The 20,459-nt window shown below is 64.0% G+C and carries 20 protein-coding genes; 10 read left to right on the top strand and 10 right to left on the bottom strand.

Annotated features, from left to right (window positions below; genetic code table 11):
• Nucleotides 1-28 precede the first annotated feature (28 nt).
• Genes ACZYZ9_RS03005 through ACZYZ9_RS02990 form a run of 4 tightly spaced genes read left to right on the top strand, consistent with a single transcriptional unit; the run spans nt 29 to nt 2,610 of the window.
• On the top strand, nt 29-718 hold the full coding sequence (locus tag ACZYZ9_RS03005; protein WP_463824704.1) for a recombinase family protein: 690 nt from the start codon (nt 29-31) through the stop codon (nt 716-718).
• The gene (locus tag ACZYZ9_RS03000; RefSeq protein ID WP_463824703.1) at nt 715-912 is read left to right on the top strand and encodes a hypothetical protein; all 198 of its coding nucleotides are present in this window, start codon (nt 715-717) and stop codon (nt 910-912) included. The genes ACZYZ9_RS03005 and ACZYZ9_RS03000 overlap by 4 nt, the downstream gene beginning before the upstream one ends.
• On the top strand, nt 909-1,250 hold the full coding sequence (locus ACZYZ9_RS02995) for a hypothetical protein (protein ID WP_463824702.1): 342 nt from the start codon (nt 909-911) through the stop codon (nt 1,248-1,250). Before ACZYZ9_RS03000 ends, ACZYZ9_RS02995 begins: the two co-directional genes overlap by 4 nt.
• Nucleotide 1,251: 1 nt before the next feature.
• Nucleotides 1,252-2,610 (top strand): tyrosine-type recombinase/integrase, encoded by a 1,359-nt coding sequence (locus tag ACZYZ9_RS02990; protein ID WP_463824701.1) that lies wholly within the window; start codon nt 1,252-1,254, stop codon nt 2,608-2,610.
• On the opposite strand, the gene ACZYZ9_RS02985 is transcribed toward ACZYZ9_RS02990, so the two are convergent.
• Complete coding sequence (locus ACZYZ9_RS02985; RefSeq protein ID WP_463824700.1) at nt 2,607-3,683, bottom strand: TIGR02391 family protein; 1,077 nt, start codon at nt 3,681-3,683, stop codon at nt 2,607-2,609. The two genes, ACZYZ9_RS02990 and ACZYZ9_RS02985, sit on opposite strands and share 4 nt — an antisense overlap.
• A 512-nt stretch (nt 3,684-4,195) precedes the next feature.
• The gene (locus ACZYZ9_RS02980) at nt 4,196-4,915 is read right to left on the bottom strand and encodes a hypothetical protein (protein ID WP_463824699.1); all 720 of its coding nucleotides are present in this window, start codon (nt 4,913-4,915) and stop codon (nt 4,196-4,198) included.
• A gap of 457 nt (nt 4,916-5,372) precedes the next feature.
• Between ACZYZ9_RS02980 and ACZYZ9_RS02975 the strand changes: the two genes are divergently transcribed.
• Nucleotides 5,373-6,122, top strand: coding sequence for an esterase (locus tag ACZYZ9_RS02975; RefSeq protein ID WP_463824932.1), 750 nt, complete (start codon nt 5,373-5,375; stop codon nt 6,120-6,122).
• 169 nt (nt 6,123-6,291) lie between these two features.
• Complete coding sequence (locus ACZYZ9_RS02970) at nt 6,292-7,761, top strand: PE family protein (protein WP_463824698.1); 1,470 nt, start codon at nt 6,292-6,294, stop codon at nt 7,759-7,761.
• Nucleotides 7,762-7,782: 21 nt separating this feature from the next.
• Here the strand turns inward: ACZYZ9_RS02970 and asnB are convergent, their stop codons facing one another.
• Both asnB and ACZYZ9_RS02960 read right to left on the bottom strand, forming a co-directional pair.
• On the bottom strand, nt 7,783-9,699 hold the full coding sequence (gene asnB / locus ACZYZ9_RS02965; RefSeq protein WP_463824697.1) for an asparagine synthase (glutamine-hydrolyzing): 1,917 nt from the start codon (nt 9,697-9,699) through the stop codon (nt 7,783-7,785).
• Between the two features lie 114 nt (nt 9,700-9,813).
• Nucleotides 9,814-10,380 carry a dihydrofolate reductase family protein gene (locus ACZYZ9_RS02960; RefSeq protein ID WP_463824696.1) on the bottom strand — a complete coding sequence of 189 codons (567 nt, stop codon included), beginning with the start codon at nt 10,378-10,380 and terminating at the stop codon, nt 9,814-9,816.
• Between the two features lie 145 nt (nt 10,381-10,525).
• Between ACZYZ9_RS02960 and ACZYZ9_RS02955 the strand changes: the two genes are divergently transcribed.
• Entirely contained in the window at nt 10,526-10,963 is a 438-nt protein-coding gene (locus tag ACZYZ9_RS02955; RefSeq protein WP_463824695.1) for a hypothetical protein, read from the top strand.
• A 10-nt stretch (nt 10,964-10,973) separates the two neighbouring features.
• Here ACZYZ9_RS02955 and ACZYZ9_RS02950 read toward each other — a convergent pair whose 3' ends face one another.
• The 4 genes from ACZYZ9_RS02950 to ACZYZ9_RS02935 form a co-directional block, all read right to left on the bottom strand.
• Nucleotides 10,974-11,630 carry a TNT domain-containing protein gene (locus ACZYZ9_RS02950; protein WP_463824694.1) on the bottom strand — a complete coding sequence of 219 codons (657 nt, stop codon included), beginning with the start codon at nt 11,628-11,630 and terminating at the stop codon, nt 10,974-10,976.
• A gap of 85 nt (nt 11,631-11,715) precedes the next feature.
• Nucleotides 11,716-13,668 (bottom strand): aconitate hydratase, encoded by a 1,953-nt coding sequence (locus ACZYZ9_RS02945; protein ID WP_463824693.1) that lies wholly within the window; start codon nt 13,666-13,668, stop codon nt 11,716-11,718.
• A 67-nt stretch (nt 13,669-13,735) separates the two neighbouring features.
• Nucleotides 13,736-14,977 carry a hypothetical protein gene (locus ACZYZ9_RS02940; protein WP_463824692.1) on the bottom strand — a complete coding sequence of 414 codons (1,242 nt, stop codon included), beginning with the start codon at nt 14,975-14,977 and terminating at the stop codon, nt 13,736-13,738.
• A 166-nt stretch (nt 14,978-15,143) separates the two neighbouring features.
• Nucleotides 15,144-15,662 carry a hypothetical protein gene (locus tag ACZYZ9_RS02935; RefSeq protein WP_463824931.1) on the bottom strand — a complete coding sequence of 173 codons (519 nt, stop codon included), beginning with the start codon at nt 15,660-15,662 and terminating at the stop codon, nt 15,144-15,146.
• 392 nt (nt 15,663-16,054) lie between these two features.
• Here ACZYZ9_RS02935 and ACZYZ9_RS02930 point away from each other — a divergent pair, with 392 nt between their 5' ends.
• Nucleotides 16,055-17,302, top strand: a complete 1,248-nt coding sequence (locus tag ACZYZ9_RS02930) for a fatty acid desaturase family protein (RefSeq protein ID WP_463824691.1) — start codon at nt 16,055-16,057, stop codon at nt 17,300-17,302.
• Here the strand turns inward: ACZYZ9_RS02930 and ACZYZ9_RS02925 are convergent.
• On the bottom strand, nt 17,287-18,108 hold the full coding sequence (locus tag ACZYZ9_RS02925) for a mycofactocin-coupled SDR family oxidoreductase (RefSeq protein ID WP_463824690.1): 822 nt from the start codon (nt 18,106-18,108) through the stop codon (nt 17,287-17,289). The genes ACZYZ9_RS02930 and ACZYZ9_RS02925 overlap by 16 nt on opposite strands.
• A gap of 310 nt (nt 18,109-18,418) precedes the next feature.
• On the bottom strand, nt 18,419-18,907 hold the full coding sequence (locus tag ACZYZ9_RS02920) for a glutathione peroxidase (protein ID WP_463824689.1): 489 nt from the start codon (nt 18,905-18,907) through the stop codon (nt 18,419-18,421).
• 42 nt (nt 18,908-18,949) lie between these two features.
• Here ACZYZ9_RS02920 and ACZYZ9_RS02915 point away from each other — a divergent pair, with 42 nt between their 5' ends.
• Nucleotides 18,950-19,816 carry a TPM domain-containing protein gene (locus ACZYZ9_RS02915; protein ID WP_463824688.1) on the top strand — a complete coding sequence of 289 codons (867 nt, stop codon included), beginning with the start codon at nt 18,950-18,952 and terminating at the stop codon, nt 19,814-19,816.
• 134 nt (nt 19,817-19,950) lie between these two features.
• Nucleotides 19,951-20,394: an NAD(+)--rifampin ADP-ribosyltransferase gene (gene arr / locus ACZYZ9_RS02910; protein ID WP_463824687.1), complete on the top strand. Its 444-nt coding sequence runs from the start codon at nt 19,951-19,953 to the stop codon at nt 20,392-20,394.
• Nucleotides 20,395-20,459 lie beyond the last annotated feature (65 nt).

Raw genomic sequence — 20,459 nt, 5'->3', positions numbered from 1 at the left:
CGATTACCGAATGAACAGGAGGGAGCCCGTGACCGAAACGGGCAAGGCGCTGCGGGTGATTGGCTACGTGCGGGTCAGCACCGCCAAGCAGGGCGAGAATGGGCACGGGCTGGGTGCGCAAACCCAAGCGCTCCAACAGTTTTGCTCAGTGCGAGGCTATGAGCTGTTGACGATTACGAGCGATGTCGTGAGCGGCGGCGCATCAGATCGCATGTACGGCAGGGCAACTGCCATCGCCGCCTTGGAAGCGGGCATCGCCGACGCACTCCTGGTCCGCGCGTTGGACCGGGCGACCCGCGACCAGTTGGACGGGGCCAAGCTGTTCAAGCGCGCCGAGCAGAATGGTTGGCGGTTGCTCGACTGCGAAGGCGCGGACAGCGGGAACCACGACCAGCGACTCACCGCCGATGTGCGGATTGCGGTCGCCGCCGAAGAGAAACGAAAGATCAGTGCCCGCACCAAAGAAGGGCTCGCCAAGGCCCGCAGACAGGGCACCAAAAGCGGCAAGGCCATTGGTCGGCCAGTAGCCGTGGATGCGAAGTTGGCCGAGCGAATCGCCATAATGCATACGCGAGAGTTGTTGAGCGCCTATGCAATCGCGCGCCGTCTCACTGAGGCAGGCGTGCCCACCCCACGCGGCGGCATCCGTTGGCACCAGACGACAGTCCGCGACATCCTCGCCCGCGAGACGCGGCGGGAGCTGGAGGACGCATCGTGACCCTTCACCCACAGACGCGCGTGCTCATCACGAAGCCAAACGATCCGCCCTATACCGGCGAGGTCGGCACGGTCCAGCGGGTCACGGGCGACCGCGACGGGCTCGTGTACGTGGTGCGGTTCTGCGAAGGCCACCCGGGCGCACGCTGCCACACGGCCTACTTCCGGCGTGACGAATTGGCGGAGACCGCATGACCTTTCAGCGGCGGCCACTCGTGCGCCGTGCGCCCGACGGCAGGCCCTACATCGCCGCGAGCGACGTGCTGCCCCGGCCTCGGTACACGGCGGCGGTAAAGCCCGCGCAACTCGCGAGCGCGCCAGCGGCAACCTCGGAACCGGCGGCGAAAAGCAAGTACGCCAACCGGCTCACCGACGCCGACGCCGACGCGATCCGCGCGGACTATGCGACGGGCCGGTGGACCCAGGCGGACCTGGCCTACATCTATAGCGTCAGCAAGAACGCCATCAGTCAAATTGTCCGCGGCCTCAACCACGCGCGCGCCAAAACTCAACCACCCGAACAGGAGTCATGACATGGCGTACATACGCAGCTACGACACGAAGCAGAAGCGCAAGGGCAAGCCGGTAAAGCGGTACGAGGTGGTCTGGCGCGAACCAGCAACGGACGCAACTACAGGCCTGCCCACGGGCAAGATGCGGTCACGGCAGGAGAGCTACCCGACCCGAGAGACGGCGGAAGCTCGCCGCGACGAACTCAACAACGCGAAGCATACGACGGGTACGGCGACGCTGGGCGACCAACGAAAGGCCGGCAAGGAGACCTTCGGCTACTACGCTGCTGCGTGGCTAGCATCGCAGCGGACCAAGGCCGCTGCCAGCGACAAGCTGCGTGCTGAGACGGTGGACGGCTACGGGCGGCGACTGGCGGTGTACGCGCTACCGGCGTTCGGTGCGCGGCCCATCGCGTCGATCACGACCACCGACTGTGAAACGTACCTCGCGGAGTTGGTTGCGCGGGGGATGAGCCCGGCGACGCTTAAGCACCACTGGTCAGTGTTCAGCCATCTGTTCGCCTACGCCCGCCGTAGGCACGCGTTGGTGTCAAATCCCATTGAGGGTGTGGACTTCAGGGGCAAGAGCGCCGCACGGCGAAACAAGCGGCATCACCCGCTGACGGCGGAACAGGTTGCAGCCGTGGCGAAGAGCATCGGGGAGCGATACCCGGTGTACGAGTTGTTCACGTTGTTCGCCGCGTACACGGGACTGCGCGCTGAGGAACTGGCGGGCTGCGAAATACGGGACTTGGTGTTGAAGCCAGGCATCAACGGCGCCAGCGCCGAAATCTGCGTGCGCCGTTCCAAGAAGCGCTCAGGCGGCCAGTGGGTCGAAGACAAGCTCAAGAGCGCGACCAGCGCTCGCACGGTACCGCTGCCAGGATGGTTGGCGGGCCGGATGGCCGACTACCTGGCGGACGACCACGAACGTGCCGACGAGCCGACCGCGCCACTATGGCCCAACCGCGCACTCGGCGGGGCACGCAGGCGGGGTTGCCGTGCGGTCGCTCCGCTCGACTACTCGGAGTCGGTCGACACCGGAGCCTTCTACAAGAACCTGTTCCGGCCTGCCCTGGAGGCGGTAGGGCTGCCTGCGAGTCACCCCGCAACAGCCGATAACCCTGCCGTGCTCGGCATCCGTGTGCACGACCTCCGGCACACGGCGGCGACCCTGTGGTTGTCGGCGGGCGTTCACTTTATGCAGGCGTCGAAGTGGTTGGGACACAGCACTTTCACGCTCACGTTGGATGTCTACGGCGACTTCATCCCCGAGACTGACGGCGGTGCAATTAATCCGCTCCCCGAACCAACCGCCCCGGCAACGCAAGCCGACCTACCGAGGAACGTGGTGCCGTTATTTGGTCGGCAGGCGAACTAGGCCGAATTGTCACCCAACACACCAATTTCCCTGAAACCTTCGACCCATTCGTCATAGTAGTGCTGGACGCTCTGCATCTGCCGGACCCCCTCTCGAAGGTCTGCAGATGGCGTCTTTAAAGCCCTGCTGAGTTTTGCCAGGTCCTGGAATTCTTGACTCATCGTGGTTGCCGCGCCGACCGCTCCGATGCTTGCGTCGCGCATCTCCCGGATCGCCTCGGCCAGTATTAGAAACTCTTTCTGACCGTCTATCGACATGTCCTCGTAAGGTTGCAGGTTAATGAGCGCATCAATCCCGCCGTTCAGGTCAACCACCTGACCAACGTAGTCCGCCGCCAACTTTCGGAACTTCTGTGCTGGAGGCTTGAGCTCATTTGCGAACGTTTGCACGACTGCTAAGCGTGCAGACATGGTCGGCAAATTTCCAGCGGCAGCAACCTTCGGTGCATACGAATCGGTGATTTCTCCGAACTGTTCGAGGCAGACTGCCATCGCGTTGATCGTCGCATTCAGCTCCGGTAACCCGTCTTCGGTCGCCGCGATTAGATCGAGGGAACCTGGCTTGCCATCACCACCACCGCCATCCTCATCCCACTCCCCGCTATCGTCCGGCTCGGAGGGTTGAAGGACTAGTTGTTCCTCTGCCCGATCCAGGACTCGCATCAGCAGGCTCGCAACGGCGAGCATCTCAGCGGCTTCGTCCTCCGGAGTGTCGAGATGACCCCCGTGCCCCCGCGGATTTCGAAGTCCTTGCGCCGCGCCCATGAACAAGAATTTGTATCCCTCTCGCTCGTCCGCCTTTTGATCTTTGTCGGCGTTGGGCGAGGTAACGTCGAGCGTTGGCGCATTTTCGTTGAACACATAGGTCATTAACCGCTTACCGATTTCCGACTTGCCCGATAGCCGCTTTACGCGGTCTTCGACGGCCTTGAAAGCGTTGAAAACGGCATCGTCGTAGAGGCCGTTCGTAAACTGCCGACTGCTCGAAGCATCTATTAAGCGATGAAGGCGCGGCGCGCCTACAGGGTTTGGTCCATCGGGTGACTGCACCGTCGCCTTGCGGTTGGCCGCCATGTCGATGCGTTCCTTTCCCTGGGCCGATAGCACAAACGTTCGGGTTACCAGTGTAGGTCCTACCCCCGACAGGGTCCTCACGGTTTTGGCACCGTTGGCAGTCGCAACGAGCCTTAGTCTCGGCGGTCTACCCCGGCCTCACCCCGGCGACTGGGGGCGATTTGTAGCCGTACCGCGCTCGTACTCGACCCGTACCGGGCGACACCTAAAACACCGTCTAGCAGCCAATTTGGTGGCTCGCGGCTTTCCATTTGCGCAGGTCACAGCGCCGTTGAAAAGCGACTCATAATCCGTTGGTCGTGGGTTCGAGCCCCACCCGCCCCACACTGTGGTTGACCTGCGATGTTCGGTGCGTTGTTGCTTCGGGTGCCAAGTGACAGTATTTCGGCGGATGCTCGACAGTTGTTTCGGCTGATCCCTCACACTCCTTCGTATGAAGGGACGGAGTATGGCCGAGGTCGTGATGTTTGTCCGATTCCGGTTATCTGCTCGTCCTGTCCAAGCCGGTCAGCTCACTCCTCGAGGGCAGCCTGCTCGACGGTGGGCTTGGAACGCACCGGCGGCCGCGTCGACCGCCGCCTGGGAATGCGCTCGGTGATGCCACTGAGCGAGTTGACCATCCTGTTGAGGGTATCGACGGCAGACTCAAGGGTGTCCGCGGTGGGCGTCATCCTATCCATGGCGGGCTGTAGCCGGCTCAGGATTTCAGCGGCTTCGGTGAGTTGTTCAAGCGGTCCGTTCTTGGCGAGCAGCTTGTCGACGATGCCGTCCTCGGCAAACATCCGCTCGATGATGCCGTCCTCGGCGAGCATGCGCTCTATCGGTCCGTCCTCTGCGAGCAGCCGTTCTACGAGCCCGCCAGGCGCGAGGATCCGCTCCAGCGAGGCGCTACCTCCGACAGATGTCCGATCGAGTAACCCGCCGGGCGCGGTCAACAAATCGACCACCCCCCCGGGACGCATCAGCTTGTCCGCCGGCCCGCCGCGGACCAGAGCGCGCCCCATCGCCCTATCTTTTTCGGTGAATTCGGCGACTCGGTTCGCGCCTACGAGTGCGCCGCGTATTGGTAGTAGATCGGTAATCGGGTCTACCGATTTCGGGCCGTCCTCGCCCATCGATTGCTTCACGGCCCCGAGCGCCATGGTCGCAGCGGCGAGTCCCGCGTCGGCCACTTTGACGCCGGCCCGGACGGGGGCTATCACTACACCGACAAGGAGCTCGTTGATGTTCACTCGGCAACTTTATAGCTCAGTATTGTCACCGAGGAATGGCCCATTTTTTCGGTGACGTGACCCATGGGCAAAGAGCGGAACTCGGCTCGCGGGGAAGAAGGCGCGGTCAACCGATAGGGCGGGAACGGTGGGCAAGTACGGCGGGGGTGCAGCTGTCCGCGCCCCTGGCCTGGCGCGTCAGCGGGACAGGTTGGAATCCGCGAAGTCAACGGCAAAATCTTCGCGCAACCAGGGGCGACACGCTGTGGACTGCATTGCACCTAGATCCGCATTGCCCGAAGACAACCAAGCTGATCCCGCTGCACAAATGTCGGGGCCGCCACCCGCACGCCCCGCCCGAGCTTCCACCCGCACGTCGCCAACCAGCGCAAACCCCGGCGGATTTACCTCCCACAAGCACTTCACGCTAACGTCGCATGCGCGGCGCGCTGCCGCGTTTGCTCGGAGGGATTCACATATGCGCCTGTTCAACGTCGCCGTACTCGTCACGGCTGGCACCATCTTCAGTTCTCCTGCCCTCGCGGTAGCCGCACCAAAGGATTACTGCGCCGACCTCAAGGGCAACAGCACCGGCAGCTCGTGTGAGATCCAGGTCACCGACCCCGCGTACACCGTCGACATCAGCATCCCGCTCGATTACCCCAACCAGCAGCCGATTGCTGACTACATCTCCCAGACCCGCGAGACGTTCATTAACGCGGCCAAAGGCGCGCCCCAAGGCCAACCCGCCGAGCTGAAGATCAAGCCGTCGGAATACAGCTCGGCAATTCCGCCGCGCGGCACGCAGGCTGTGGTGTTCAAGGTGTACCAAAACGTGGGCGCACAACCGCGGACCACGTTCAAGGCGTTCAATTACGACCAGACCTATCGCAAGGAAATCCTCTACACGGCCAAGCCGGACGACAAGAAAAATACGCCGTTGTGGCGGGTCGACGATCCGCTGAGGGTCGTAGCGCCCGTCGTCCAAGCGGAACTGCAGAAGCAGCAAGCACCGCCCGCACCGCCCGCGCAACCGGGACAACCGGCCACGACCGCACCGGCGCCGGCATTGCCGATCTCACAAGCCGCGTTGAACGACCCCGCCAACTACCAGAATTTCGCGGTGGTCAACGAAGGGGTGATCTTCTTCTTCGACCAGGGCACCCTGCTGCCCGACGCGGTGCAGGTGTTGGTGCCCCGGTCGGCGATCGACCCGATGCTTGCTTGACGACCCACCTCGCACCCGCAGCACCTCAGTCCCGCTCGAACAAACTGAGGTAGCCAACTACTCAATCCCACCGCGATTCCCCTGGATACGGTCGAAATCTCGACGTCGTCCAGGTCGGCGAAGTAACCCCGGACACCGTCCCGGGCCGATACGCGGTAGGAGAACAGCAGTGTCGTACGTATTTGCTGTGCTGGATTGGGTGGGCTCGGCGGCCGCGGACATGGCGCGCATCGGATCGTCTCTGCAAACCGCGAATGCGTCCGCGGCGGTCTCGACCAGCACCGTCCTCAGTGCGGCCGGGGACGAGGTCTCCGCCGCAATCGCCGCCATGTTCTCCGATTATGGGCAGGAGTATCAGGCGCTCAGCGCCCGGTTGTCGACATTCCACGATCAGTTCGCGGCCGCTCTGTCCGGGGCAGGAACTGCCTACGCTGCGGCCGAGGCGGCCAGCGTAAACCCGCTGGAAGCCCTTGCGCAGGGCGTGCTGAACGTGATCAACGCGCCCACCAACGCTTTGCTGGGCCGTCCGCTGATCGGTAACGGCGCCGACGGCGCGGCCGGGACCGGTCAGAACGGTGGCGCAGGCGGATTGTTGGTCGGCAATGGCGGCGCCGGCGGCTCAGGAGTTGCCGGTGCTGGCACCGGCGGGCGAGGCGGCGATGCCGGGTTGTTCGGCGACGGCGGCCGCGGAGGGGCCGGTGGAATCGGGTCGACCGGAATCCAGGGCGCCGACACCGTCACGCGCAACGGAGGCATCGGCGGCACCGGTGGCCGGGGCGGGGCCGGCGGCACCGGCGGATTGCTGTGGGGCAACGGCGGTGCCGGTGGCACCGGAGGTGCCGGTGGCTGGGGAGGCTACGGCGCCACGGCCCCGAACGCCGGGGTTGCCGGGGGCACCGGGGGCAACGGCGGCACCGGAGGTATGGGCGGACCCGGCGGCGCCCACCTGTCCCTGCTCGGCCACGACGGCGCCGCGGGACAACTGGGCGACGGCGGCCGCGGCGGCAACGGCGGCAGTGGCTCCATCTACGGTGGCACCGGCGGCCTCGGCGGTGACGGAGGCATGGGTGCCAACGGTGGCCGCGGCGGCGACGGCGGCAGTGTCTCGGCCGAAGCGAGCGGCACGAATAGCACCGACATCACCGGCGGTATCGGCGGCAAAGGTGGCACCGGCATCGCCGGAGTTGGCGGAGACGGCGGCAACGGAGGCAGCGCGTACATCCGGGCCGGCAGCGGATCCGGAAACGCCGTCGGCGGCCAAGGCGGGATGGGCGGCACCGGGACCACCGTCGGCGGAGACGGCGGTGACGGGGGACCCGGCTCGCTCATGGGTTACGACTATGGCCCAGGCGGGGGAAGCGGTTATGCGATCGGCGGTGCCGGCGGCATGGGTGGAACCGGCCCTACCGGCGGCCGCGGCGGCGACGCCGCTTACGCCTTGAACTGGGGAAGCGGCACCGCCACCGGCGGCCACGGCGGCTACGGCGGTACGGGCAATCCTGGTCACGGAGGTAGCGGCGGAGAGGGCGGCGACGCCATGGCGACCACGCTGGCAAAAGCCTCCGCAGGCTCTGGTGGCATGCCCGGAACCGGGGGAGGCGGCTCAGTCGGCGAGTGGGGAACGGCCAGCAAGCTGTAGGTCCCGGACAACAGACGCGATTTACGTCATCGAAAACAGCTGCTGCATCACGATCACGCTCGCCACCCGCTGCAGGCCGCCTTCTACTGCGATCCGCTGATCGTCGGGCGACTCGAGCAATTGATCGAGCGCCGTGGAAACTCTGTTCATGTCGTAGATCGGCTGGTCTTTCGCCGCTTTCGAAGCAAAAGTATCCCGGTAGAAAGCGAGCATCGGGTCGTTCGGGTCGCGCGTCGGCGGCGTGGTGAACGGATGCTTCTGTCGGTCGTACACCTCGGGTATCAGCACGTCTTTCGCCGCTTCGCGCAGCACATGCTTTTCGCGAATTCCCTTGATTTTCATGCTGACTGGCACGCGGGCCGCGGCCTCGGCGACACGGTGGTCCAGGAACGGCACCCGCCCTTCGATGGAGTGCGCCATCTCCATCCGATCGGCCAGGTAATTCAGGATGAAGTTCGGCAGGACCGTTTTGGCGTTGATGTACAGCACCTGATTCAGGTGATCGCGTGCAGTGACGCGCTGTGCAATCGGCAACCGATCCAGCGACGACACCAGCGGCTGGTACGCCCGGACCCAGTCCGGCAGGTCGTCGCGCAATAATGGCGCCACGCTATTGGTCTGCGCCGCACCGACATTCAGCGTTGCCGGCAGCCAGCCGAGTCTGCGCTCCACCGCCTGCATCTCGGGGCTGCTCACCTGTTCGGGCATCATCAGCGCACGCGTTGCAGCATTGGCGCCGAGCATCTCATCGAGGAGTTTCAATCTCTGGTCGGCGCGCAATGTCTTGTCGTCGTTCAGCGCATCGACGCGGTAGTAGGGATACCCGCCCAGCATCTCGTCGGCGCCCTCACCGGTGAACACCACCTTGATGCCGGCGGCCCGGACGGCACGGCTCAGCAGATACTTGGCCACGCCGTGGCCGTTGAACATCTGCGTCTCGGCATGCCAGATCGCATCCGCGAAGGACTCGGCGATCTCACGCCCGGTGATCGGAATCGGGTGATACGTCGCACCGACCCGCTTGGCCTGTTCTTCGGCGACCCGGGCCTCGTCGTAAAGCGGATTCTCGAAGGTGAGGGTGAACGCGCGAATGGGCCGGTTCAGTTCCTGCTGCGCCAGCCCCAGGACGGCACACGAGTCGATGCCACCGCTGAGATACGACGCGACCTCGACATCGGCGACCAGCCGCTCCCGCACCGCGTCCTGCAGCGCGTGACGGAAGTCGGCGACGACCTCTGCTTCACTTCGTGTGTCTGCGCGCATCTGATCAGCCGTCGGGATCTCCCAATCCCAGTACGCATAGATGCGGACAACGCCATCTCGCGCAATCGCATAACACCCCGGCGGCACGGTGCTGATTCCGGCGAACTCGGTCTTCTCGTGGGATCTGCCGAACCCTCCGGTAGCACCCTCGAGGTCCCATCGGGCCGGCACGCCCAACGCCAGCAACGCCTTGATCTCCGACGCGAAGTACACGTCGCCGTCCACCGCCGCGTAGTAAAGCGGTTTGACGCCGAACCGATCCCGGATCGCATACATGGCGCGCTGCCGTTCGTCAGCGATGATCACCGCGAACTCGCCGCGCAGCTGCGTCGCCGCCTGGATACCCTGCTCGGCGTAGAGGTGCAGCGCGATCTCGCTGTCGCTGGCGGTGGAGAACGAATACCCGTTGGCACGAAGGCGCTCGCGAATCTCGCGGTAACCGTAGAACTCACCGTTGACGACCAGGTGCACCACGCCATCCGGGCTTGTCATCGGCTGAGTCCCGTTGTGCAGACCGATGATTGACAACCGTGTGTGTCCGAGCGTCCACTGCCCGTCGCGCGAGGTCCAGGTGCCACAGCCATCGGGCCCGCGGTGCTCCAACAGCTTGAGCGCGGCGTCACGCCGCTCGGTCGCAAGGCCGCGGCGCGTCATCGCAGCGAAGATTCCGCACATCGGTGTGCCCTTTCAAGACGTCCACGGTCACGCGCCAACTGGGCACGAACACACGTCACCGAGTCGGCAACGCTGCTGTTGGAGCCTAACGCCGCGGGCCTTCCGGCCAGCACATCAGTCGTGTTTCGCTGCGTACCGCAGCAGGACCGTGCCACCCGGAAAGGTGCGATTCTCCAACAGCCGCAACGAGATCCACGACGGCAGTGTCGGGAAGAACGGGATGCCGCCGCCCACCGCGGTGGGCGCCACCACCAGCCGGTATTCATCCACCAGTCCGGCCGCAACGATCGGTGCGGCCAGCGTCGCGCCGGCCACCTCCAGGGTGCCGTCGGTGTCGGCCTTCAGCTTGCGCACCACCTCGACCGGGTCGCCGCGTTCCAGCCGGGAGTTCCAGTCGACGGACTCCAGGGTGCGCGAAAACACGACCTTGGGCATATCGCGCCAGGTGCGGGCGTAGTCGACGATGAATGGGGTGGCGTCCGGGTCCTGGTCGGCGGTCGGCCAGTACGCGGACATCAGTTCGTAGAGTCGCCGCCCGTAGAACGACAGGGCGGTCTCCCGCTCGAAGTCGTTCCAGTACTGGTGCAGTTCGTCGCTTGGTGCAGACCAGTCGATGTTGCCCTGCGCGTCGGCGATGTACCCGTCCACCGACACGTTGAAGCCATAGATGAGTTTGCCCATGCAGATCAGACTGCACCGCAGGACCACATTCATCGCGGCGCCACGCGAGCGGGCAAGACTGCACGCAACGGGCAACTCCATTTACTCCGTCACTGTGCTATAGCAAATTGAGGAGCTCACACGTCATCAGGGAGGACTCGGCGTCATGTCAATCTCACGAGGCATCGTCACACTCGCCCTGCTTGCCGGGTGGGGGACCGTCGGGTCCGCCGGAACCGCGTGGGCGGCACCCGTAATGAGCGGACACTACCTGTCGACCGTGATTTCGGATTCGGGTGAGATCACCACGAGCGATTGGTATTTCACCCCGTGCGGGGAAGGGTGCGCGTCGGTCGCCAACACACCCGGCGCCCCAGCCTTCGGCAACGCGCGCATGGTCAACGGTCAGTGGACACTGGTCTGGCATTCGGACGCGTTCTGTCCGGGCGGATCGCGGGTTCCCGACGTGTACGTCAGCTACGCCACCTGGGATCCGATCACCCTGGAAGGCAAAGACGACTCAGGCATCGCCACCCCGATCTGCGGGTCGGGTGGTAGGCCGCCGCGCGTGACGCAGCATCTGCAACTCACTGCAGTCGGGTGAGCGGCTTGGGTTAGCCGTCGAGCCCGTACTTCGGCGGCACCTCGATGAGCTGGCCGGCGGCCAACAGGTCTTTCACCCTGGTGTTGCCGAGAAAGTACTGGTAGCCACCGCCCGGCTGGCCGGCGAAGTCTTTGATTTTCCCGTACTGGACCGTCAGCTCTTTCACGACGCAGTAAACGTGATAGTTGGCTTCGGGGGAGCCCTTGTAAGTGTTGAGGGATTGCGGCGGCAAACCCCGAGACGCGAACGGGGTGTGCTTCTCGTTGGCGAGGAAGTTCGCTTCGTCGGGTTTCCCGAACCGGTCGAACAAGTGACCCTTCTTCATGGTGAACGGCTTAGCTTCACCGGCGAACCCGAAGTTGGTCGGCCATTTCCACCCGTTGGTTTGGTCGTAGTACTTGTCCAGAAAAGCTTTGGGTTCCAGCGGCGGCGTGCCGAGTCGTTGGTAACCGACCAGCAGTCGCTTCACCGGCCCGGTGGGCAGAGTGTTGGGTCCCAGGATGTTGCCGGAATACGGGGCCGGGACGGGGAAAGGCTGGGAGTCTGCCGCTGCGGGTTCTCCGGTCCCGGCTTCCGGGCACTGCTGGTCCGCCTTCGCGGTAGCGGGAGATACGAGAGAAAGGCACACTGCGATCAACGCGCCGATGACCAGAGATTGGCTCCGCATCCAAAGCTCCTTCAGATTTGCTGTCTAGGCCCGAATATGGACCCTAGCGGATCGCTGCGTTGTCGTCCTCCGGTTCGCCCGGCCCCTACTTCTCCTCTTCCGCAATCCGCGGAATCAACCCACCGGCCAACACATCTTTCACCTGGCGCGGTGAAAGTCGGTGTCGCACAGTAAAAGTCGAGTCTCTATCGACGATCGAGACCTCGAAAGACTCCTCTTTCTCCAGCTGATCGAGCCCCTCGATGCGCAGTTTGTCGTCCTGGTCGACAGCGTCGTAGTCATCCGGATCGTCGAACTCGAGTGCCAAAATCCCGTAGTTGGCCAGGTTTTGCCAGTGGATGCGCGCGAACGACTTGGCGATCACCACCCGCAGCCCCAGATAGCGCGGTGCGATCGCGGCATGCTCGCGAGACGAGCCCTGCCCGTAATTCTCGCCGGCCACGATGATGTGCCCTGTCTCCTCAGCCTCCTGCGCCCGCTTCGGGTAGGAGTCGTCGACCCGCATGAAACTGAACTCCGCCAGCTTCGGGATGTTGGAGCGGTAGGGCAGCGCCTGCACGCCGGCCGGGGAGATCTCATCTGTCGAGATGTTGTCCCCGACTTTCAGTAGCACCGGCGCCTCCACCTCGTCGGGCAAGGGCGACAGTTCCGGCAGGCTGGAGATGTTCGGTCCCTTCACCGGCTCCACCTTGGCCGCCTCGTCGGGATCCAATGGGGGTACGAGCATGGCGGTATTCACCGAATTCTCTTCGGGCAGATCAAGTTTCGGGTAGTCCATGCCGACATCAGCAGCCCAGTCCCGCGGATCAGTGATCCGTCCCGTCAACGCCGACGCCGCAGCGGTTTCCGGCGAGCACAACCAGACCGCGTCTTCCTTCGTGCCCGACCGGCCCGGGAAGTTGCGCGGCATGGTGCGCAATGAGTTGCGACCCACCGCCGGCGCCTGGCCCATGCCAATGCACCCCATGCAGCCGGCCTGGTGGATGCGGGCGCCGCCCATGACGAGTTCCAGCGTCGCGCCCATCTTCGTCAGGTCCGCCAGGATCTCTCGGGACGTCGGGTTGATGTCGAAGCTGACCTCCGGGGCGGTTTGGCGCCCAGCGACCATCGCCGCCGCGATCGCGAAATCGCGCAACCCCGGGTTGGCGCTGGACCCGATCACCGCCTGTGCAATCTCCTCGCCGGCCACCTCCCGCACCGGCACCACATTGCCGGGCGAGGACGGCTTTGCGATCAGCGGCTCGATCTCGGACAAATCGATGGTGTCCTCGACGTCGTACTCCGCCCCGTCGTCGGCCAGCAACTCGACCCAGTCGTCTTCGCGTCCCTCGGCGCGCAGGAACGCCTTGACGGCGTCGTCACTGGGGAACACCGTCGTCGTCGCACCGAGCTCGGCCCCCATGTTCGCGATCACGTGCCGGTCCATCGCAGTCAGGTTCGCCAACCCCGGACCGTAGTACTCGATGATCCGATTCACCCCACCCTTGACGTCATGTCGGCGCAGCATCTCCAGGATCACGTCCTTGGCCGAGCACCACTGCGGAAGTTCGCCCTCCAACCGGATGCCCCACACCTCGGGCATGCGGATATGCAGCGGTCGTCCGCTGATGGCTAGCGCCACCTCGAGTCCGCCGACGCCGATCGCAAGCATGCCCAACGATCCGGCGGCCGGGGTGTGCGAGTCCGACCCCACCATGGTCTTGCCGGGGATGCCGAAGCGCTGCATGTGCGTGGGATGCGAAACGCCGTTGCCCGGTTTGGAGAACCACAGCCCGAACCGCTGGGCTGCGGTGCGCAGGTACTCGTGATCCTCGGCGTTCTTCTCGTCGCCCTGCAGCAGGTTGTGATCGACATACTGCACGCTCACATCGGTCTGCGCCCGGTCGAGTTTGAGTGCTTCGAGTTCCTGCATCACCAGCGTGCCGGTTGCATCCTGGGTCAATGTCTGGTCGATATGGATCGCGATCTCTTCGCCCGGTGTCATCTCGCCGTCTTCTAGGTGCGAATCAATCAGTTTCTGGGCGACATTCATGGACATGGTGGCTCCCTCCAGATGCGCGACAGTGCATTCAAAAGCGGAATACCCTCGAATGGCCGCGTCTAGCTCACCCGACGAAATCCTTCGTCACGTACAGGTAGTGGATGATCGTGGCCTGCGCGACGAGCATGGCCAGCGCGATGGTCACTACCACCACCCGCGCTGGTCGGTACTTCGCGTATATCAAAGCCAGGACAAGGTAAATACTCAAACATGGCAGCGCATAGCGGTGGACGGCCACCAAACTGCTGTTGATCGAAAAGAAGACGATCGAGCACAGGCCGAAAATACCGAGCGGAATGCCCTTGCCCCGGTACCCCCATAACAGGTAGATGGAGCAGGCGAAGAGCACGGTGAGACACAACAGGGGAATGGCGAAATTCACGGTGATGTCATTGTCGAAACCGCGCGGGCCGAAGACAGCTTTGCCGGCTTCCCGGAAGTTCCGGTAGAGGGTAAAGACGACGTTCGGTTCGAACGTCAGGTAATTCCACGATTTGTCCGTCTTGTAGGCACTGAACATGGCGAAAAAGTCTCGGCGCACATCCAGCAAATAAAAGCCGTACAGTAGAAATCCTGCAGGTGCCAGCAGAAAGTAGGCAAGGTTGCGATTGATCGCCGCGCGGACACGCCACCGGTAGGCGCGAAGGTATTCCAGTCCGCACAGCCCGACAAAGAGGAGCGACGGCAGCCGCGTTGCCGTCAGAAATGCCAGCATGACCGCCATCGGGAGCCAGCGTCGTTGCAGTGCAAAGGCATACGCCCAGAATGCGAGTGCGACAAAGACAGCCTCGGTATAGAACTGGTGCATGAAGATCGCGGCCGGTGCCGCGAGGAACATCACCACACTGACGAAGCGGTATTTCGTCAACCCGAATTCGCGGCAGATGGTCAGCAGCGCCGCAATGGCGAAGCCGAGAGCAACAGTATTGACCAGCAAACAGAGCTGAGGATACGGAATGCTGTGAAACGTGACGGCCGACAGGGCGCCGACGATCGAAGGGAACAGCGGATAGAAAGCGGGCGACATCGGATTCTGGGTGTAATGCTCGTGGAGGATATTCAGATACCAGACCGCATCCCACTTCATGATGTGCTCGAGGAAGCCAGTCCTATCCGGGAGCAGCAGGGCGCCGAGCAGCGTGGCGAACGTTTGCCACCCCAGCGCCACAATGAATGCGATCGCAATATCGGAAGCCAGGACCGCTTTCAGCCATCGGTTGCTCGCGGTGGGCGTGGGCGTCGGCGCAGCCGCTGAATCGGCCGCGTGCTGAGCGACCGAACGCTCAGCCACGACTTCTTGCGTCACCCGATCCTGCTTGCGCTCGGCCCGTACGTCATGCGCCCTCCTCGACAGGCGTCGCTGCAATGTGCCTGCGCCGCCGATTCGTGTTTACCTACCCACTTGCGCAGAAATTTCCACGCTGAGGTGGAAGCGCGCTATCGACGCTCAGGAAGCTTGCCCGGTCAGGCGCCTACGAGCAAAACGTGTAGCCGATGAACTGCCGGTCAGCGGTACCGGAGGGGTAGTTCGTATAGTGCGCCGCGGGCATTCCGTTGTACTGGGCGTTCATCTGCTGTACCGCTGGCGGGGGAACACCCTTACCGAAGGCCAGAATCAGATCCGCGAATATCTTGAGGCCCTCGCGGCAACCGGAGTTCGCCCGCGGCGGCTGCGGGTTCCACGCATGCACGACGACCTCATGGGTGACCTGGTAGCCGGCGGCGCAATTGGGATCGCAGATCTTGAAGACGGCCACGCCGGTCCCGTCGGCACCCTGGGACCCCCAGGAACTCCACACGACGTCCTGCAGTGCGACGGCGACGCTGGCGCACCCCACGATCTTGAGCTTGCCCGGCCGTTCGTCCGGCGGGACCGTGCGGCTGTAACAGCCGGGAATGGCGAAGGTCGTCGCCGGGGTCGCGGTGTGCACGGGCGTCCTATCCGGGTGGCGCGTCACCTGTGTGGCAACGACCCCGACACCACCGATCATCGCGACTACCAAAGCGAAGAAGACCGCTGCTCGGGTGCCGCGGGGTGCCGCACGCCCCCGGCTCGACCAACGGTCGGTGGATTTGACGCTCACGGCCAACAGGTTTACCGCGTTAGGCCACAATCACACCCGATTGCGCGGGACTGTTAACCGAGTCGTCATGCCGCGCGGGCCGTGCGACACCCACCACCGGGGCCCGGCATGCGCAGGAATCCCAGATCTTCTACTAACCTGGGGCATCAGCACGAGCCATCATCAAGGCGTGACGCGTTGATTCGCCGGCCGGTGGGATGGCGATAAGAAAGTCAGCGATCGAGCGGGGGGCTCGGTCGTCGATCAGACACCCGCCAGCAGTGCGGCGGAGATGTCTACTCAGCACAGGGGGACAAACCATGGCGATTACGGATGTGCCGGCCTTCGCCCACTTGACCGATGCCGACATCGAGAACCTGTCGGTCGAACTCGACTCCATCCGCCAAGACGTCGAAGACTCCCTGGGCGCGCGCGACGCCCGCTACATCCGCCGTACCATTGCCGCCCAGCGCGCACTGGAAGTCGCCGGCCGGGTGCTGCTGGCCGCCAGCGCGAAACGCGCTGGATGGTGGGCCGGAACGGTGACGCTTGGTCTGGCCAAGATCATCGAGAACATGGAACTGGGCCACAACGTCATGCACGGCCAGTGGAACTGGATGAACGATCCCGAGATCCACTCCACCACGTGGGAATGGGACATGAGCGCGGCCTCCAAACACTGGGTCGCCGCCCACAACTTCCAGCACCACAAGTTCACCAACATCCTCGGCATGGACGACGACGTCGGTTACTTCGTCCTCCGGGTCACCCGCGACCAACCGTGGCAGCGCTACCACCTGGGCAACATCCTGTTCAATGTGCTGCTATCGATCGCGTTCGAGTGGGGAATCGGCTTGCAGACCGTCGATGTGGAGAAGCTCTTGCGGTCCGGCCCGGAACGCGACACCACCTGGCAGCAGACCCGCGAGTTCACCACCAAAGCGTTCAGGCAGCTGGTCAAGGACTACGTTGCGTTCCCCGCGGTCACATCGTTGTCGCCGCGTGCGACGTACGCATCGACGCTGAAAGCCAACGCGGTGGCCAACGTCATCCGCAACGTCTGGGCCAACGCGGTGATCTTCTGCGGCCATTTTCCCGACGGCGCAGAGAAGTTCGCGAAAACCGACATGGTGGGCGAGACCAGGGGCGAATGGTATCTGCGCCAGATGCTGGGCAGTGCCAATTTCGAAGCCGGGCCGCTGCTGCGTCTGCTCAGCGGCAACCTGTGCCACCAGATCGAGCACCACCTGTTCCCCGACTTGCCGAGCAACCGGTTGCATGAGGTGTCGATCCGAGTGCGCGCATTGTGCGACAAGTACGACTTGCCTTACACCACAGGACCATTCGCGATGCAGTACGCCAAGACGTGGCGTACCATCGCCAAATTGTCGTTGCCGGACGAGTACCTACGCGACACCGCCGACGACGCTCCGGAAACCCGCAGCGAGCGGATGTTCGACGATCTGGAGCCCGGCTTCGGCGCCACCGATCATCGGACGGGGCGCCGCCGCGGACTGCGAACAGCGATTCAGCGTCGCCGGGGAGCCAAAGCTCAGATCTTCAGATAGCCCTTCTCGGCGGGAATCTGCGCTGCGGTGACCAGCGACGAGGCGTCACCGGCCAGCCAGACCACGATGTCGGACACCAGGTTCGGGTCGGCCAGCGCATCCGTCGGCAACGCGCCCGGCGAGAAGCTGTGGATGAAGGTCGGATGGTCCTGGAACAGCTGATACATCGACAGGTCGTTGCCCATCGGAGTATCGGTGCCGTACGGGTGCACCGAGTTGACCCGGATACCGAACTCGCCGAGTTCGACGGCCAGCGAATTGGTCAGACCGACCACGCCGAACTTGCTGGCGCAATAATGCCCGCAACCGGGCACGGCCTTGATCCCGGCCGCCGAGCTGATGGTAATGATTGATCCGCCATTTCCCGCTGAGATCATCGGCGGCACAACTGATTTGATGGTATTCCACAGGCCGGTCAGGTTGATGTCGATAATGTCCTGCCACTGCTGAGCCGAGATCTCCCACAGCCGGCCCCAATTGAGCACCGCCGCATTGGCCACCACGATGTCGAGCCGGCCGAACTGCTCGATCGCCTTGGACACCAGGCGTTGCTGGCCTGCCAGATCACGGACGTCGACTTCTTCGGCCAGGATCTTGCGGCCTTCGCCTTCGACCAGGCCCACGGTCTCAGCGAGATCCTCCGGGCTGGCCGGGGGATACCCGTTGTGCTCGGCCACCGGGGAACACGCATCGAGGGCGACGATGTCTGCACCGGCCCGGGCGAGGCGCACACAGTGCGACCGGCCCTGGCCGCGCGCGGCGCCAGTCACGTACGCGACCCGGCCCGCTAATGGGTATCCGCTCATCCCGGCAGCTCCTTTGCTTACGGCCTGTCAGCTGGCCGAAAGTGAATGGTAGCCGCCTGCCGCGCCGCGCCGCATGCAGCGACCTGCCGCGGAAATCACCGGGATGGCGCCAAGGCGGATCAAAGGTGTTGCAGCCCGTACGCTTTCAGAGGTCCGTCACCGACCGTGCGGGCCGCCGCCGACCTACCGCGACGGGGAGTTGCGGCTGTCCTTCGTCGTGACCAACATTCAGCAGAATGGCTCCATTCCGAATCTGATGTTCGTCAATGAGGACGGCAACTGCGGGTTGTCCAGTCCATCCGCGACACCGCTAGCGGGGAAGCACCTCCTCGATAGCGCTGATGACCTCGGGCGCGTCCGGTTCGGTACGGGGCCGAAACCGCTTGACCACTTCACCGTCCGGTGCGATCAGAAATTTTTCGAAGTTCCACTGAATGTCGCCGGCGTTGCCTTCGGAGTCGGCGGTCTTGGTCAGCTCGGAGTAGAGCGGGTGGCGGTTCGCGCCGTTGACGTCTGTCTTTTCCAGCAATGGGAACGTGACCCCGTAGGTCGTCGAGCAGAACGTCTGAATTTCTTCGGCCGTTCCCGGCTCCTGGCCCATGAACTGATTGCAGGGCACGCCGACGACGGTGAGCCCCCGGTCGCGGTAGTCCTTGGCCAGCTTCTCCAACGCCGCATACTGGGGGGTGAGTCCGCACTTGGAGGCGACATTCACGACAAGTGTTGCGCCGTCGGACAATTCGGTGAGCGTGGCCGGCTTGCCATCCAGGGTGGTCAGGGCGATATCTTTGAGGGTCACGTCGACGACGCTAACACCTGGCCCGCGGGCTAGATTGCCCGTATGCGCATTGTTCGCCTGTTCGCTGTCGTCCTGTCGATCCTCACCACAGGGTTGTTGCTGAGCACACCGGCCGGCGCGCAACCGCCGTCCAGGCTGGCCGATCACATCACCGACAACACCGGAGCGCTGACAGACTCCGATCGCGCGGCGGTCAGCGCCGCGATCGACCGGCTCTATCGTGATCGGCACATTCAGTTGTGGGTCGTTTACGTCGACAACTACTCCCGGTTCAAACCCGAGAACTGGGCCGACCAAACCCGCGGCGCCAGCGGCATGGGCCGCAATGACGCACTGCTGGCCGTCGCCACCAACACCAAGCTGTACTCGTTCACCGCGCCGAGCCTCTCGGCCGGTGAATTGAACAGCCTGCAGAGCGACCGGATCCAACCGGCAGTGATCGCGAAGAACTGGAGCGGCGCCGCGCTCGCCGCCGCTGACGGGTTGAGTAGATCCGCAAGTCCGGCGCAGCGGAACTGGCTGCCGTGGGTGATCGGTGCCGGCGTCGCCGTGGTTCTACTTCTGTTGGTATTGGTGATTATTCGGGCGCGACGGCACCGGCGGTCGGTTACCGCGGGCGGGCAGATGCCGGTGGACGGTTCACTGGGGCAGGCGCTGTCCACCGCCGACGCTCGTTTGCGTCAGATCTCGGACTACGTCGCCAAGCACCGCGCGCACATCGGCGCCGAAGCCCAGGGCCGATTCGAAGAGGCGAAGCGTTGCCTTTCCGCCGCGCACGACAAGCAGGCGAGCAACGAGCAAGAAGCAATTGCCTACGCCAACCGCGCGTCGACACTGGCCGCTCAGGCGCAGACGCTGGCCAACTCCGACGTGCTGGGGGCGCCCGGCAAGCGACGTCGAACTAAATAGCCGCCGGGCGTCACGGCGCGCTCGGCATCCCGAACGCCTGCTCGGCTGGTTCGAGCGGGACCTGAACTGACCGAAGGAGTTGGCATGCTTGAACTCTCGCTGCACCACGATCCGCTTCTCGTTCTCGGCGCCGAATGAGTGAGCGCGGAGTGTCGCACCCGCCGAAGCCTTTCGAAGTGTACGAATCCGGGGCGCTCCTGCACGGCACCAAAGCCGATCTCGCGGTCGGTGATCTGCTGGTGCCCGGACGTCGGTCGAACTACGACCCGAATCGAATCATGAATCACGTCTACGTGACCCGAACGTTGGACGCCGCGGTGTGGGGTGCCGAACTGGCGCAGGGGGAGGGGCCGGGCCGTATCTACCTGGTAGCGGCCCAAGGCGCTCTCGAAGACGATCCGAACGTCACGGACAAGAAGTTGCCCGGCAACCCGACTCACTCTTACCGCACCCGTGAGCCCGTGAAAATCATTGGCGAACTTACGGATTGGGTGGGGCATCCCCCCGAACAGCTGCAAGCCATGCGCGACGTCTTGGCCGACCTGCGCCGGCGCGGGCTTGACGTCATCTACGACTGACTCTGTCTGACGTCGGCTGTGCTGCCCGACCGGAGTCGCGCGGTTGGGGACCGAACAGATCAGTG

The sequence above is a fragment of the Mycobacterium sp. IDUB_28 genome (assembly GCF_055419285.1).
Note: the sequence above shows the minus strand (reverse complement) of the source record. Positions and strands in the feature narration are given on the sequence as shown.

What these genes read in the sequence shown, in the direction of transcription:
- ACZYZ9_RS02990 (WP_463824701.1), top strand. Translation starts at nt 1,252, where the DNA reads ATGGCGTACATACGCAGCTACGACACGAAGCAGAAGCGCAAGGGCAAG.
- ACZYZ9_RS02915 (WP_463824688.1), top strand. Translation starts at nt 18,950, where the DNA reads ATGCGCATTGTTCGCCTGTTCGCTGTCGTCCTGTCGATCCTCACCACA.
- ACZYZ9_RS02930 (WP_463824691.1), top strand. Translation starts at nt 16,055, where the DNA reads ATGGCGATTACGGATGTGCCGGCCTTCGCCCACTTGACCGATGCCGAC.
- ACZYZ9_RS02975 (WP_463824932.1), top strand. Translation starts at nt 5,373, where the DNA reads ATGCGCCTGTTCAACGTCGCCGTACTCGTCACGGCTGGCACCATCTTC.
- ACZYZ9_RS02955 (WP_463824695.1), top strand. Translation starts at nt 10,526, where the DNA reads ATGTCAATCTCACGAGGCATCGTCACACTCGCCCTGCTTGCCGGGTGG.
- asnB (WP_463824697.1), bottom strand. Translation starts at nt 9,699, where the DNA reads ATGTGCGGAATCTTCGCTGCGATGACGCGCCGCGGCCTTGCGACCGAG.
- ACZYZ9_RS02960 (WP_463824696.1), bottom strand. Translation starts at nt 10,380, where the DNA reads ATGGGCAAACTCATCTATGGCTTCAACGTGTCGGTGGACGGGTACATC.
- ACZYZ9_RS02935 (WP_463824931.1), bottom strand. Translation starts at nt 15,662, where the DNA reads ATGATCGGTGGTGTCGGGGTCGTTGCCACACAGGTGACGCGCCACCCG.
- ACZYZ9_RS02985 (WP_463824700.1), bottom strand. Translation starts at nt 3,683, where the DNA reads ATGGCGGCCAACCGCAAGGCGACGGTGCAGTCACCCGATGGACCAAAC.
- ACZYZ9_RS02950 (WP_463824694.1), bottom strand. Translation starts at nt 11,630, where the DNA reads ATGCGGAGCCAATCTCTGGTCATCGGCGCGTTGATCGCAGTGTGCCTT.
- ACZYZ9_RS02925 (WP_463824690.1), bottom strand. Translation starts at nt 18,108, where the DNA reads ATGAGCGGATACCCATTAGCGGGCCGGGTCGCGTACGTGACTGGCGCC.
- ACZYZ9_RS02995 (WP_463824702.1), top strand. Translation starts at nt 909, where the DNA reads ATGACCTTTCAGCGGCGGCCACTCGTGCGCCGTGCGCCCGACGGCAGG.
- arr (WP_463824687.1), top strand. Translation starts at nt 19,951, where the DNA reads ATGAGTGAGCGCGGAGTGTCGCACCCGCCGAAGCCTTTCGAAGTGTAC.
- ACZYZ9_RS02945 (WP_463824693.1), bottom strand. Translation starts at nt 13,668, where the DNA reads ATGTCCATGAATGTCGCCCAGAAACTGATTGATTCGCACCTAGAAGAC.